The sequence below is a fragment of the Paenibacillus tyrphae genome (genome assembly GCF_024158745.1).
Taxonomy (GTDB): Bacteria; Bacillota; Bacilli; order Paenibacillales; family NBRC-103111; genus Paenibacillus_G; species Paenibacillus_G tyrfis_A.
Window position 1 is genome coordinate 1 of record NZ_JAMZAW010000037.1, and the last position, 13,538, is coordinate 13,538.

The 13,538-nt window shown below is 54.0% G+C and carries 14 protein-coding genes; 5 read left to right on the forward strand and 9 right to left on the reverse strand.

The annotated features are described in order from the left end of the window. Window positions 1–227 precede the first annotated feature (227 nt). On the forward strand, window positions 228–1,130 hold the full coding sequence (locus NI000_RS33825; protein ID WP_375541030.1) for an ATP-binding protein: 903 nt from the start codon (window positions 228–230) through the stop codon (window positions 1,128–1,130). Window positions 1,131–1,199: 69 nt separating this feature from the next. Here the strand turns inward: NI000_RS33825 and NI000_RS33830 are convergent, their stop codons facing one another. The 7 genes from NI000_RS33830 to NI000_RS33860 all read right to left on the reverse strand — a co-directional run bounded on the left by NI000_RS33830 (window position 1,200) and on the right by NI000_RS33860 (window position 6,870). Continuing rightward, complete coding sequence (locus NI000_RS33830; RefSeq protein ID WP_253415730.1) at window positions 1,200–1,583, reverse strand: winged helix-turn-helix transcriptional regulator; 384 nt, start codon at window positions 1,581–1,583, stop codon at window positions 1,200–1,202. A 168-nt stretch (window positions 1,584–1,751) separates the two neighbouring features. Then, a complete protein-coding gene (locus NI000_RS33835; protein WP_253415731.1) occupies window positions 1,752–2,477 on the reverse strand; it encodes an ABC transporter permease in 726 nt (241 codons plus the stop codon). A 26-nt stretch (window positions 2,478–2,503) separates the two neighbouring features. After that, complete coding sequence (locus tag NI000_RS33840) at window positions 2,504–3,235, reverse strand: ABC transporter permease (protein ID WP_253415732.1); 732 nt, start codon at window positions 3,233–3,235, stop codon at window positions 2,504–2,506. Continuing rightward, window positions 3,232–4,143 carry an ABC transporter ATP-binding protein gene (locus tag NI000_RS33845; RefSeq protein WP_253415733.1) on the reverse strand — a complete coding sequence of 304 codons (912 nt, stop codon included), beginning with the start codon at window positions 4,141–4,143 and terminating at the stop codon, window positions 3,232–3,234. The genes NI000_RS33840 and NI000_RS33845 overlap by 4 nt, the downstream gene beginning before the upstream one ends. An 83-nt stretch (window positions 4,144–4,226) precedes the next feature. Then, the gene (locus NI000_RS37020; protein WP_253415734.1) at window positions 4,227–5,630 is read right to left on the reverse strand and encodes a sensor histidine kinase; all 1,404 of its coding nucleotides are present in this window, start codon (window positions 5,628–5,630) and stop codon (window positions 4,227–4,229) included. After that, window positions 5,627–6,358: a response regulator transcription factor gene (locus tag NI000_RS33855; protein ID WP_253415735.1), complete on the reverse strand. Its 732-nt coding sequence runs from the start codon at window positions 6,356–6,358 to the stop codon at window positions 5,627–5,629. The genes NI000_RS37020 and NI000_RS33855 overlap by 4 nt, the downstream gene beginning before the upstream one ends. A 32-nt stretch (window positions 6,359–6,390) precedes the next feature. Next, entirely contained in the window at window positions 6,391–6,870 is a 480-nt protein-coding gene (locus NI000_RS33860) for a GNAT family N-acetyltransferase (RefSeq protein WP_253415736.1), read from the reverse strand. A 157-nt stretch (window positions 6,871–7,027) separates the two neighbouring features. Between NI000_RS33860 and NI000_RS33865 the strand changes: the two genes are divergently transcribed. Further along, entirely contained in the window at window positions 7,028–7,552 is a 525-nt protein-coding gene (locus NI000_RS33865; RefSeq protein ID WP_253415737.1) for a hypothetical protein, read from the forward strand. 88 nt (window positions 7,553–7,640) lie between these two features. Here NI000_RS33865 and NI000_RS33870 read toward each other — a convergent pair whose 3' ends face one another. Both NI000_RS33870 and NI000_RS33875 read right to left on the reverse strand, forming a co-directional pair. Beyond that, window positions 7,641–8,447: a histidinol-phosphatase gene (locus NI000_RS33870; protein ID WP_216788766.1), complete on the reverse strand. Its 807-nt coding sequence runs from the start codon at window positions 8,445–8,447 to the stop codon at window positions 7,641–7,643. A 9-nt stretch (window positions 8,448–8,456) separates the two neighbouring features. Beyond that, window positions 8,457–9,359: a LysR family transcriptional regulator gene (locus NI000_RS33875; RefSeq protein ID WP_036679025.1), complete on the reverse strand. Its 903-nt coding sequence runs from the start codon at window positions 9,357–9,359 to the stop codon at window positions 8,457–8,459. A gap of 239 nt (window positions 9,360–9,598) precedes the next feature. On the opposite strand from NI000_RS33875, the gene NI000_RS33880 reads away from it, so the two are divergent. The 3 genes from NI000_RS33880 (at window position 9,599) to NI000_RS33890 (ending at window position 13,037) form a co-directional block, all read left to right on the forward strand. Continuing rightward, window positions 9,599–11,158: an MDR family MFS transporter gene (locus tag NI000_RS33880; protein ID WP_253415738.1), complete on the forward strand. Its 1,560-nt coding sequence runs from the start codon at window positions 9,599–9,601 to the stop codon at window positions 11,156–11,158. A gap of 15 nt (window positions 11,159–11,173) precedes the next feature. After that, window positions 11,174–11,734 carry a PadR family transcriptional regulator gene (locus NI000_RS33885; protein ID WP_253415739.1) on the forward strand — a complete coding sequence of 187 codons (561 nt, stop codon included), beginning with the start codon at window positions 11,174–11,176 and terminating at the stop codon, window positions 11,732–11,734. A gap of 292 nt (window positions 11,735–12,026) precedes the next feature. After that, window positions 12,027–13,037 (forward strand): discoidin domain-containing protein, encoded by a 1,011-nt coding sequence (locus tag NI000_RS33890; RefSeq protein ID WP_253415740.1) that lies wholly within the window; start codon window positions 12,027–12,029, stop codon window positions 13,035–13,037. Window positions 13,038–13,538: the final 501 nt, after the last annotated feature.

The window sequence follows — 13,538 nt, forward strand, 5'->3', positions numbered from 1 at the left end:
GACGCACCATGACCGTGACCACAATGCCAGCATGAACATCTTGCAAGAAGGACTGCGCTTGTTGGCGAAGGCCAACTGAACTGCGGGAACCGCAGGGATCGCTTGCTCAAGAAGAGAAGGATGCTTCTCTGTTCGCAAGAATCCCCTACCTCAGCGTTATTAGCGCAGGTGGTGGGAGTGTTCAATATTCCGGCCATTATGAAGGTAAGGGGCGCGTCTTCCAGTGGGTGCCGCAAGAGCGGCGGATGGACGACCTGCTTCGTCTGAGTACGGACAAAGCGTCCAAAGTGCTGTCTGCGCTCGGGCATAAGCAGCGGCTGGATATTTTGCGGGCTGTCGTGAACGAACCGTTATCCGGGGCCGCCTTGGTGGAACGGCTGAATATGGGGACGACCGGACAGCTCTATCATCATCTGAAAGCTCTGCTTGGGGCGGATCTGCTCGTTCAAGAGCCGGGAGGAGGCTATACGCTTCCCGCCCATCGGATGCTGCCATTGCTGCTGCTGCTGGCCGCGCTCTCCGATCTGATCGACACGAGCGATTACATGGATATGACGGAGGTCAGAAGCAATGCGGGCGCTTACTTGGGACGGGAGCAAGGAGGCTACGATACGCACATATTATTATGGGCCGTCTTAGAAAACAGCGTGCTGGAGCATCGGGCCGGCTATTGCAGCGAAGTCCATATCTTTGTGCACGACGACTATACGGTAACCGTAGCGGATAACGGACGCGGCATTCCGGTACAGCCTATCCCTTCCTCGAACCTCTCGAATGTGCAGAGGGTTCTGACCGATATTGCTGCCGAGTCGAGCGGCAATGCGCCGTTTGTTTCGCCCGGCGCGGAGAAAGGGATCGGCATCGCGGTGGTCAATGCTCTTTCCGAATCGTTGTCGGTTGAAATCAAGCGCGAAGGGAAGGTGCACCGTCAAGACTACAAGCAGGGCATCCCGCAGACGGAGCTGCTCGCAGTCGGCTTGACGGAGGCGACAGGCACGAGCGTCACATTCCGGCCGAATCGCGAGCTGTTTGGCGCGGGCTTTGAGCGGAAACGGATCGAGGAGCGGGCAGCCCAGCTCGCAGCCGCTTACCCCGGCTTAGCGGTTACGGTTCACGGTCCTGCGCAATAATAAAAAGGGAAGTCCTTCGAATTCAAGGACTTCCTTTACTTTTCCATGGATCACCCAAGCAAGGTAAAGCTACCGTTCTTGCTCCACAGCCACGGCTTTGGACGTATCGTTCATCCGGCCTCGGTACGTTTCCCCCCACTGCTTCATCTGCAAAATGATCGGTTCCAGCGTCCGGCCGAATTCGGTGAGCGAATATTCCACTTTAGGCGGAACCTGCTGGTATACTTCGCGATGCACGATGCCGTCCTCTTCCAGTTCTCGAAGCTGCAGGGTCAGCATCCGTTGAGTAATGGCCGGGCAGATGCGGCGGAATTCATTGAACCGTTTCGTTCCATTGATCAAATGGTAGAGCAGAATACCCTTCCATTTGCCTCCGATGACATCCAGCGTAAACTCGACAGGGCAGCCTTCAAAATTGGGAACGCTACAGCCGCCGTTTATTTTCTTGCTCATTCGCTCATTTCCTTTCGGTATATAAATGTATACTATAAGCATCTTTGCATGTACCTGCGTTCATTAAGTATATCACATAAATGGCACATCGATAGGAAAATGCTCCCGGGAAAAATAAAAAGCGAAGGTTCCCGAAAACGGAAAGCCTTCGCTTAAGATTTATGCTATTTACAGAATGTCCCGCCGTCTGAACTCGTTGAAGCCGAAGACGGTGACCAGAAGAAAGACAAGGGCTACCACGCCGTACAGAAGCGGGCCTTTGCTGAAGGTACTGCTGTGACTCGCGAGCGCGGCCATCGTTGGGTAGGTCCACGGATAGACGATCCAATATTTCGTATTCGCCACAAGGAGCGAGGGGATCGCCAGCCCGATCCCGATGCCTAGCGGGATGCCGATATGACGGTAGCGCAGACTGAGCCAGAATTGAATCGCCATAATCGGCAGCACCGCCGGGATCAGGCGCAGAAGCGGCAGTGCGATCCGGTCCAGCGGGAGAGGGCCGTTCGCCCCGACGACCAGGCCCGCGGCGACGATGCTTGCGCCGAAGACGGCGATATTCAGAACGACCAGCAGCAGCGCGAGGCCGAACTTGGCCGCATAAATGTACCCGCGTCGCACCGGCAGCGCGAGCAGATGCTTCCAGCCGTTATGGCTGTGCTCGATGCGGATCATAAGCGCGATCACAATGGCGATAAAAAACGGCAGCAGCATCGGCGGGTAAAAAATGAGACACTGCTCGATAATGACGGTCCAATCGTCCCGGGTCCATACGTCGGTGTAGCGGGCAAAATTGCCAACGCCTTGAGCGGTTAACAACATCGGCATGAGAATAACGATCCATAGGATGCGCGAATGCTTTAATTTCAGCCATTCGGCGGCAAATAACGACTTCATCTCCAGCGTACCTCCTTGGCTTGGGATTACAAAATATCCCTTTTTCCGAATTCGAGCATACCGGCCAACAGCGCTGCGGTTCCGAAGAGCAGCCCGCTCACGATCGAGACGCCGGCGTCCCCTTCCGGACCCGGCATGGTGAACAGCGGGGCCGCATATGGCAAGTAGCGCGTCCATTCCGATTGAGCGAGGAAGATCGCGCCTACGGTGCCAGACACGCCGACGGCGACCGGAATAATCGTATTGCGGAAGCGGGAGCTGAGCCAATGCTGCACGCTGGCGATGCCGAGCGACGAAAAGATCAGGTACAGCGCATACTGTCCATAGAGGCCGAAGGGGAACGGTTCGGGAAAGCCGATGACGAGCCCGCACAGCCGCAGTCCGGCCATAAGCGCCAGCACCGACAAGACGGTTGCAAGCACAATGACGAACCACTTGGCCGCATACACGTGCCCCCGCTTCACCGGCAGACTCAGCAGGTGCTTCCAGGCGTTCTCGCTATATTCGCGGAAATGGACGATAGCCGCCAGCAGTGTAACCCCGATCGGGAGAAAGAAGGCCCACAGAAAAAACACTTCGTTCAGCATCGCTTCCCACGACGTTTTCCCTGCATGCCGCTGCATCAAATAATCGTAGCGCATAGACATGTTCAGGAAAATGAGCAGGGAGACCAGGGCCGGACCACCGAAGGCAAGCTTCCATAACACGCCTTTTTTCTGCTTGTACAGTTCTGCCGCAATGACGCTCCAACCCTTCACAAGCTTTGCGCTCCCTTCGTCATCGTCAGGAAGATATCTTCCAACGACGGTGTATTCTCGCTGACGTGTGAGACGTCGAAACCGGCCGTAACCAGATCGCGGTTCAGACGGGCAGCGTTCGTTCTCGACATGTCGACGTACAGGCTGTTGTGACGCTTTTCCACTTGATGGCCCCGGGCCAGCAGGAAATTGCCCGCCTCCACGAGCGGAGCGGCATCGATCCGCAGCATCGTTTTGTTCTGCTCCCGAAGCTCCTGAAGCGAGCCTTGGAACAGCAGCTCGCCCTTGTAAATAATGCCGACACGGCTGGCAATCAGCTCGATTTCGTTCAAAATATGGCTGGAGACGAGCACCGACAAGCCGCGTTCTTCCGGCAGGCGGGCGATCAGCTCGCGGATTTCGAGAATGCCGGCAGGGTCAAGGCCGTTGGTCGGTTCATCGAGCACGAGCAGCATCGGATTGCCCAGCAGCGCCTGCGCGATGCCGAGCCGCTGCTTCATGCCGAGGGAGAACGTTTTGACTTTTTTGTTGCGCCATTCGGACAGCCTTACCGTTTCCAGCACTTTGTCGATATCGGTTTTCCTTGCGCCGAGCAGCTTGCGGGTGATCTCCAAATTGTCATAGGCGCTCAGATTGCCGTAATACGACGGAGACTCGACCAGCGAGCCGACCCGGCGCAAGATATCGAGCCGATGCCGGGCCAAGTCTTGCCCGAAGACGCGCACCTCGCCCTGCGTCGGACGAATCAGCCCGAGTAGCATGCGGATCGTCGTCGTTTTGCCTGCGCCGTTCGGACCGAGGAAGCCGTACACTTCGCCCGGCCTTACCTGCAAATCGACCCCTTTGACCGCGGCGAACGACTTGAATTGTTTTGATAACCGTTTCGTTTCCAAGATGAATTCGCTCATAAAAAAACCATGCTCCTTTCGTTCGACAAGAGCATGGTATCGTATGGGATTTAAGCTTCGCTTTAGTTTATCTTAAATCCGGCTTAAGTTTGCGGAAAATGGACGATGATCGTCGTACCGTGCCCAAGCCGGCTTTCCACTTCGACCTTTCCGTCGTGCGCTTCGATAATTTGCCGGGCGATCGCAAGTCCGAGCCCCGAGCCTTGATGGCTTGTCGCCGTATTCGTGCCGCGGTAGTAACGGTCGAACAGCTTGGCCATATCTTCCTTGGAGATGCCAACGCCGTTGTCGGCGATGACTACCCGCACACCGCTCTCGTCGCCCGAGACGGCGACCTGCACCTGCGTTCCGGCGGGATTGTGGACGAGCGCGTTGAAGAGAAGATTCAGGAACGCGCGCTGCAGCAGCTTGGCGTCAAAGGACAACGGGATCGTCTGCGGACGCGCATCGAACGATATCGTCCGGTCCTCGCCTTCCGGGCTGTTAAGCAGCAAAATGACGGTTTCCTGCAGCAGCCGGACGACATCGCTTTCCCGCTTATCCATCGGCAGGAGATTGTGCTTAAGCTGAGACGTCAGCCGCAAATCGTCCAGCAAACCCTCCATATAAGCGGCATTGCGCACGATCGTTGCCGCATAGCCGGTCCGCTCGTCGGGACTGAGGTCGTAGTTTGTCTCGGCAAGCACTTCGCCGTAGCCTTTGATGGAGGAGAGCGGCGTTTTCAAATCGTGGGACAAGCCAGCGATCCATTCCTCCCGCATGCGGTCCACGCGATCCCGGTGCTGCTTAAGGGACGACAGGGTAGAGGAGAGGTGAAGCAGGCTGCGGTACACATCTTTATAGATTCCTTTCGGCGTAAGGCGGAGCTCATAACGGCCGTCCGCAAGCTCGCGGATCGCGTCGATAACGGTCCGTACCGGTCGGGAAAGTCTCCTGGCGAACAAATAGCCGATGATCAACGTACCGCCCAGCGTCACCCCGAGGAGGATGTAAAGGCCGTTCGGGAAAAACGTTTGCACATTTTTCGGGCTGATATATAGAAAATATTTGGCTACCGTTTCTACCGGAAAGCCGATCATGTAGCTCCAATGATAGCCGTTATCTTCCACGCGGCTGATAAAGACGGTAAAATTTTTGACGGCATATTTATAAAAAAATGCGATTTCGCTGGGCGAGTAATGCGTTAGGGCATGCGGCGGCTTATGATAGGCGAACGCTTCCGCGCCGGATTCGTCCAAAATTTGAATCCACGCTCGCTGGCGGTCCAATTCCTCCAGACCTTCCGGAGTGACGTACGGCCGTCCGCCCTGCAAGGCGATGCGCTGCCCGAAGTCGTGCGTAAACCGCTCGGCGAAAGCGGCCGTTCTTCCGTTTTCGAAGGCCGGACCACCGGCTAAAAAATAGAGCGCCGTATAATTGACGATCAAAATCAGGATCGCCAGCGTCGACATGGATAACAGGAATTGGATAATGACTTTCCACTTCACGGACGGCCGTCCTTTCGCTGCAGCTTATAGCCGAGTCCCCGCACGGTCAGCAAATATTCCGGCTCCGACGGCTTGTCCTCCAGCTTTTCCCGCAGGTGGCGCATATGCACCATCACGGTATTGTCGTACCCCGTATACGAATCGCCCCATACCGTTTCGTACAAATGCGCCTTGCTGAACAGCTGTCCCGGGTGCCGGGCCAGAAACAGCAAGAGCTGGTATTCCTTCGCGGTGAGCGTCACGGGAATGCCGTGCTTGCGTACTTCGCCCTGCTTCTCGTCGATCGTCACGCTGCCGAATTCGTAGATGCTTCGGCTTTCCTTCTGTATGGCCGCGTACCGGTTGCGGCGGAAATACGCTTTCATCCGGTACGCGACTTCCTTCGGGCTGAACGGCTTTGTGATATAGTCGTCACCGCCGAGGCTGAGCCCCAGCAGCTTGTCCACGTCTTCGTTTTTGGCAGACAGGAAAAAGATCGGCGCAAGCGTGAATTGCCGCAGCTGCTGGCAGACGGCAAAGCCGTCGAGATCCGGCAGCATGACGTCAAGGACGATCAGATCCGGCTTTTCGCTGCGGCACAGCTCGATGCCAGCAAGGCCGGTGGCCGCTTTGTACACCAGGCGGAAGCCTTCTTTGCGCAGTACGGCATCGAGGAGGTTGACGAGGTCCGGTTCATCGTCGATAATGACGATTTTTTTGCCCGCGATATCGGTCATCTCATGGAGCATGACGCTTCCTCCTTTGCAGGTTTCGTTCGAAATCATGGAGCAGTAAGGATCAGCTCCATCAGTGGGAGCTTCCGGTCCGGGAAAACGGTGGATTCGATTTCGCCGATCCGCACGGCGCCCATTTTGGCGTAAAATGCTTCCGCATGGGGATCGCTGTGAATGCGGATGCGGGGGAGGTGGAGCTCGTCGGCGGTAGCGAGCATATGGCTCCACAGCCGTTTCCCGTACCCGCGGCCGATGTACTCGGGGGCGATGAACAGGCTGTCCAGCTCCGCCACGGCATCGGACGAACCGCCCGAACCCGGAGGCAGCAGGCTGTAAAAGCCGGCGATTTCACCGCCGTCCGTCTCAAGCAGGTAGACGGCCGACGAATGGATATGTTCGGGGCGCAGCGTCAGGTCCTCGCGGCAGGCTTCCATAAACTGCGGATCGTAGCCCCAATAAGCTTTCGCGCGAAATGACAGCTCGCTGAGCTGCATCGCGTCATGAGCCGTAGCGCGGCGGATCGTCATATTTGAAGTACCTCCCATTGAACATGTGTTTTTTCCTAAATATACACCCATTTTCCTTCGATCGGTCCACATACCCATACGCGGAAGGGCAGACCGACATACGCTGATGTATCAGACAAGTCGGATTCAGTTTCTCGGCTAAGGAAGGGATCGACGAATGAACAATAAAAAGCATCATGTTACTCCAAAACGAGCTTCGGCCCGTACAGCCAAATCGGCAAAACGAGGCGCCTCTTGCCCGCTGCGTCCGGTACGAATCCCTCCCCATATGAATACGGCACAGGTGCGGGGACTGTTCAGCCCGTTCGGCATCGGCGGAGGTTTAGGCGGCTTTTCCAGCATTGGACGTACCGTAAGCGGCGTACCCGGCGGAGGCGTAGGCGCTGCGGAGGTGGCCAAAGGCGCCGGTGGCGGCGGGGGCTTCCTCTCGTTTTTCAATTCGATCGGAGGTCTCGACGGCATCATTTCCACCATGGGCAAGGTGCAGAAGGTGTTCACCATCGTAAAGCAGATCGGCCCGATCTTCAAGCTGTTCAGCAGCTTCGGGGGCTTAGGCGGTCTGTTCGGCGGCGGAGCGAAGGTCAAGAGCCTCCGGCTTCCGGCCAAGGGCGTACGCAAGCCCCGTTCCCGGGCGCTTGCGAAGCCCGCGCGGGCCGCAGGACCAAAGCGGACAGCAAGATAAGCGCGGCCGAACGGCCGTCAAAGCACAAATATCCGGCTCAAATTCCTCGGCCCTCGGGGAATTTGCCGGATATTTTTTTGCCCGTGCTCTATAAAGGGACGACCTGCTTTTGTTTTTCCTTGTAGTACACCCATTCGCGGAACCCGATTTCCTTCAGCCTTGCCGCTACTTCATCCCAGTCGTCGCCAACCCGGGAAGGGACGTGCGCGTCCGAGCCGAACGAAACCTGAACGCCGAAATGAAGCGCCCGCTCCAAAATTTCGTCGATCGGGTACCAGCCGCCGCAATCCTTCGTTTTCCCGGAGGTGTTGATCTCGATGGCGATGTCGTACTTTGCGATGGTCTGCAGCGTGCGGTCTACCGCGTCGGTCTGAATATCGGAGAAGGCCGGATAGAAGCCGCGCATCGCATCGATATGGCCGAGAATCTGGAACATGCCGCTGCGCGCGGACTGCTCGATCAGATCGTAGTACAGCTCCTTTTGCTCCACCTTTTGACGGTCCGTCAGTCCGTTCCACCGCTTCCGGTTGAAGATGCTGACGCCGCCCGACAAATGCACCGACCCGATGATATAGTCGAACGGATACTGCTCGTACACTTTGCGGTATACGTCCGCCACCTCGGGGAAGAAGTCCGATTCGACTCCCAGCAGAACGTCAATACGTCCGCGGTACTCCTCCTTCAGCTTCAGCACTTCCTCCACGTAACGGGCGAACTCGCTCTTCGCCATCGCGATGCCGGGCTGCTCCCGGTCCACGCTGCTTGCAAAGTACGGCGAATGATCGGAAATTCCGATGACTTGCAGGCCGTTTTTGATCCCCGCTTCGATATAGTCGCGGATAGTTCCGGTCGCGTGACCGCACCGTTCGTGATGCGTATGCAAATCGAATTTCATGGCGTTCCCTCACTCCGAACCTATGAATTGAGTTTCCTGCATGCCCTTCAAATCCTCCAGAAACTGATGCAGCGCCGAGCTCAGATAGCGTCCCGACTTGTACACCACTCCGACCGGGTGGCTGATCTCGAGCTCGTTCACCTTGATCATCTTGAGCGTCCCGAGGCGCAGCTCGCTTTGGATCGACAGCTTCGAGATGATCGCCGCTCCGAGATTCAGCTCCACCATCCGTTTCACTTCCTCGCTGCTGGATAGCTCCATCACGACCTGCGGGGTGATGTACAACTGCTTCAGAATTTGGTCCACGAACCTCCGTCCGGCCGTTTCCGGAGACAGCATGATCAGCGGCAGCTCGTGAAGCCGCTCGATCGGCACATGCGCGAAACGCGCAAGCGGATGATCGGGGGAGACGACCAGCTCGAACGTATCGTAATAAAGCACGGAGCTTTCGAGCGCGGGATGCTTGTCGAACAGGTAGGTGATGCCGATATCGATCGTTCCGTTCTCGACGCTGTGCATGATTTGCGAGGTGGTCATCGAATGGATGGTCGTTTTGATCAAGGGGAACTGGTTCTGAAAATAAGAAAGCACCCTAGGCAAAATTTGGATCGCAATCGAAGTTGTCGTTCCCAGATGAATATGTCCTTGCGGCGTTTGGTTCAAATCCGAAAGCCGCTGCTTCAAATCTTCGACCGTCTGTAAAATGATCTCCGCATGTTCAAGAAAGACTTGGCCGCTGTCGGTCAGCGTAACCGGCTGGTTGCGGTCGATCAGCACCGTTTTGAATTCGTCTTCCAGACTTTTAATTTGCGCCGAAACGGCCGGCTGGGTCAGATTCAGAATTTCGCCCGCTTTGCGAAAGCTCATGGTCTTGGATATCGTAATGAGCGTTTCCAACTGATTGAGATTCACATCGTTCCTCCTCATCGGGGCGCGAACGCTTTCATAGCATTCTCAGAATAAGCAAATTTTATCATTTATTTATTAAGCATAAATACAATTTCTTGACTTACTCCATTATATGATACTTGAAAGATTAGGGCAAACTACGCCCGGAGAAAAAAATCACACTTGCTCTTGTCACCTACTCAAATTTGAGTATAATTTAGTTTAGCACTAAAAATACACTCAGGTAAAGTAAGGAGCAACTTATGGTTCAGAAGAAAACAAATACGGCATGGACGGTCGGCGCATTGATGCTCGGGCTGCTGCTAGCCTCGCTCGATCAGACGATCGTCTCGACCGCCATGCCGACGATTATCGGTAAGCTCGGAGGGCTCGACAAGTACGTATGGGTATTTTCCGCGTACTTGATCGCTAACGTCGTATCGATGCCGATCTTCGGCAAGCTCGGCGATATGTACGGCCGGAAGCTGTTTTTTTTGCTCGGTCTTGTCGTGTTTATGATCGGCTCGGCGCTTTGCGGCACCTCGACGACGATGACGCAGCTGATCGTTTACCGCGCCATCCAAGGGATCGGCGGCGGCGCGCTGATGCCGATTACGTTTGCTATTATCTTTGATATTTTTCCCCCGGAGAAGCGGGGCAAGATGCAAGGTCTGTTCGGTGCCGTCTTCGGCATATCGAGCGTGCTCGGGCCGCTGGCGGGCGCTTATTTCACCGATCACGTGCATTGGACGTGGATTTTCTATATTAATCTGCCGCTGGGTATCGTGTCGCTGATTCTTATTTCGCTGTTTTATCATCCGGTGCTGCCGAACAATCCGAACCAAAGAATCGACTGGCTGGGAACATTCGTGTTTGCCGTTTCGATCTTGAGCCTGATGTTCGGATTGGAGCTCGGGGGCAAGGAGTATGCATGGGATTCGGTGCAGATCATCGGCTTGTTCGCTATAGCGGTCGTCTTCCTTCTGCTGTTCATCCGGATAGAGATGCGCGCCGCTTCCCCGGTCGTGCCGCTTCCGCTCTTCGGCAACCGGCTGTTTACCGCCAGTATGGGCGTCTGTTTCTTCTACGGGGCGCTGATGATGTCCGCGGCGACATACATACCGCTGTTCATTCAAGGGGTATTTCAAGGGTCGGCGACGAGCGCCGGACTCGTGCTGACGCCGATGATGCTCGGCGTGGTTGCCAGCAGTGCGATCGGCGGGCGGTTTATCGGAAAGCTGTCGTATCGGGGCATCATGCTCGGCTCCGTTCTGCTGCTGCTGATCGCAACCGCGCTGCTCAGCCTCGTGTCCATCGACACGCCCCGTTGGCAAATTACGCTTTATATGATTCTGATGGGTCTCGGCATCGGCACGGGCTTCCCGGTGACGTCGATTTCTTCGCTGCATAACGTCGACTTCCGGTTTCGCGGCACCGTCACCTCACTGGTCGGCTTTTTCCGTTCGATCGGCTCCGCCGTCGGCCTGACGGTGCTGGGCGCGCTGCAAGCGTCCGCGCTGAGCCGCCGATTGGCCGAGCTGCTGCCCGCCGGAGCGGGTGCGAAGACGCCGGCCGATCCGAGGGCGCTGCTGTCGCCGGAATTTCAGGCGAACGTTCCGAAGCCGGTGCTGGAGAAAATGATGGTCGGTCTTGCGGATTCCATCGCCTATGTATTTCAGGTGACCATCGTTATGGCCGTGCTCGCGCTCGTCTTTATTCTGCTGATGGGCAAAGCCAAAATGGAAGTTCCGGCAAGAGGCCCCCGTAAAGAAGGCGGCAATCCGGATGAGGGCTCCGGCATTCATGCCCCGCAGCATATGTAAGGCAGGTGAATACGGTTGTCCATGAAACTCGTCATTTTGGGTCTGCTCATGGAAGGAGACAGCCATCCCTACGAATTGCGGCATAAAATGAAGGAGCGGGCCATGCTCCATTACATTAAAATGCAGGAAGGCTCGCTGTACTACGCCATCGATACGCTGAATAAAGAAGGGTATATCGAGGCGCTGGAAATCGTGAAGGAGAGCGGGCGTCCGGACCGCACCGTCTACCGGATTACGGAAGAAGGCAGGCTGCTGTTTCACCGCCTGCTGCTGGAGCAGTTCGAGAGCCGCACTACCGTCTTTCACCCGATGTATGCGGCGCTGGTATTCGCCTTTCACGGGGATGCGCAGCGCATTCATACCATTATCTCGCAAAAGATCGAAGAGCAGCGCCGTATCGTAGCCTTGCTGCATGATATCTACGAGGAGCATATCCCTACCGTCCCTCGCAGTGTGCTGCATATGATGAAAGGCCGCTGGGAGCATGCCGTCACGGAGCTGCGCTGGCTGGAACGGCTGGCTGCCGATGCCGCGGCAGGCAGGCTGTACGAATTCGGCAAGCCGCTGGAGGAGTAGGCGCCGTTTTCATTACGCTGCAAGGATGATCGTAAGTCTCGAAGCGGAGACTACGATCGTCCAGCGGTTCCGTAAGACACAATAATGTATAAATAACAACTGGGAGCGCTTCGAAGAGAAGTGGCTCCCTTTTATATTGGAGTAGGCTAATCCGTTCACTCAGAAATAATTAGTAAAATTATTCCATAATATTGGAAAAATAGTTCTATTATGTTTAGACAACCCATGGATATTTTTAGTAGTCTATTATTTGTTAATAAAACAAGATAAGTGAAATAAAGGAGAGATTTATTTGAAAAAGTATTTAACGTTTTTATTATTAGTTTTATTAATTTGCCAGACAGCTCCTGCTGCATTAGCAGAAGACAAACCTGCTGAGAGAAACAACGAAATGACCTTTTCGATCCCTGCAAATACTTTTTGCGATCAATCTCAAAAAGTAGAACTATCTTTAAATTTAACAAATATGGGTAATACCAATGCGACGGTAAAATTAGATTTAATCAAAGCGGATGGCACCCAGTATGTAGCTCCAGGAACAACATATAACGGAATTAGTTCTACGATTACCCCTGGTACTTCGATTTCCGTTAGCCCACTCTTGAGCGCATTCTACCACCAAACGTTCGGTGGACTAAATGAAAAATGCACAGATCGCCCATATGCAGGAAAAATAACGGTTACTTCCGGTGAGAAAGCGACCATTGTTGCTTCCGGATTTATTTCCGGGTCGTTAGGAAATACAACGATCATTATTAACGGCGGTCAGCCATGGAACGTTTCCGGAGTTACCCCAACAACGCCAACAGGTCCAATCAACCCACCGGTTGATTCATGCAGTATTAGAGAAAATAACGGGCTAGTTCATGCTATGACTTCAAATGAAGATGTTTACGGTATTGCTAGCGCTAGTAGTTATGATACAGGCTGGGATTCAAAACCTTTTCATGCTTTTGATAATAGATGTGCCCCGTGGGAAACATCGGATGGAGCAACAACTGGATGGCTACAATATGAATTTAAATCTGCAAAAACGGTGAAGGAATATACAATCCGAATGAAGCAAGATGATCCGTCCCATGCGTTTCTTCAGTCACCTAAATCTTGGGTTTTTGAAGCGTACGACGGACAAAAGTGGGTTACTTTGGATACGCAAACCAACGTAACGAATTGGACAAAAACAGTTGCCAATAGTTATAAAATCAACAATTCCACAGCTTATAACAAGTATAGGCTCAATATTTCATCAAATAATGGCGGCAATTTGATTTGTATAAGTGAATTGGGGTTATTGGGGTATTAATGAAATGAGCGATGGATTCGCGAAAATATTTCAAAGAGAACTGCAATACGGCTCTTCAGAGTGTTGAGAAAGAGGTTTTTGACTTAAATAGAAAGATACATACGGAGGTGGGGTATCCACTGGAGAAGCGGTAGCGGCCGCCTTTGTCTTCGGGAAATATCCGCTGCTAAGCAGCTTCCAATAAAAATTTCCCGAGGACAACAGCGGTCGGAAGTGGATACCTCACTCCATCGTAGCCTCTATTTACCTCAATATGATCACTTTCTCAACAAGTACATGGACGGGCCCGAAAAGGCCCGTTTTTTTCGATCAATAATCTTTGTCAATATCCGGCAAGGAAAAGATCAATAAAGGAAATAGAAAAATCCCCGTTTTGAAGGTATGATGATGTTAATATATGGATACTGGTCTTTATAATGGATTTCACTTTGTTGACGCTGTCTGAAATCCCCTTAAACAAGAGACGACACCTTTTCGTTCAGTTCAAGTTTCTGAAAACTA

Bases quoted from the DNA above. Each gene is read 5' to 3' on its own strand.
- NI000_RS33830 (WP_253415730.1), bottom strand. From the start codon at position 1,583: ATGAGCAAGAAAATAAACGGCGGCTGTAGCGTTCCCAATTTTGAAGGC.
- NI000_RS33835 (WP_253415731.1), bottom strand. From the start codon at position 2,477: ATGAAGTCGTTATTTGCCGCCGAATGGCTGAAATTAAAGCATTCGCGC.
- NI000_RS33845 (WP_253415733.1), bottom strand. From the start codon at position 4,143: ATGAGCGAATTCATCTTGGAAACGAAACGGTTATCAAAACAATTCAAG.
- NI000_RS33855 (WP_253415735.1), bottom strand. From the start codon at position 6,358: ATGCTCCATGAGATGACCGATATCGCGGGCAAAAAAATCGTCATTATC.
- NI000_RS33860 (WP_253415736.1), bottom strand. From the start codon at position 6,870: ATGACGATCCGCCGCGCTACGGCTCATGACGCGATGCAGCTCAGCGAG.
- NI000_RS33865 (WP_253415737.1), top strand. From the start codon at position 7,028: ATGAACAATAAAAAGCATCATGTTACTCCAAAACGAGCTTCGGCCCGT.
- NI000_RS33870 (WP_216788766.1), bottom strand. From the start codon at position 8,447: ATGAAATTCGATTTGCATACGCATCACGAACGGTGCGGTCACGCGACC.
- NI000_RS33880 (WP_253415738.1), top strand. From the start codon at position 9,599: ATGGTTCAGAAGAAAACAAATACGGCATGGACGGTCGGCGCATTGATG.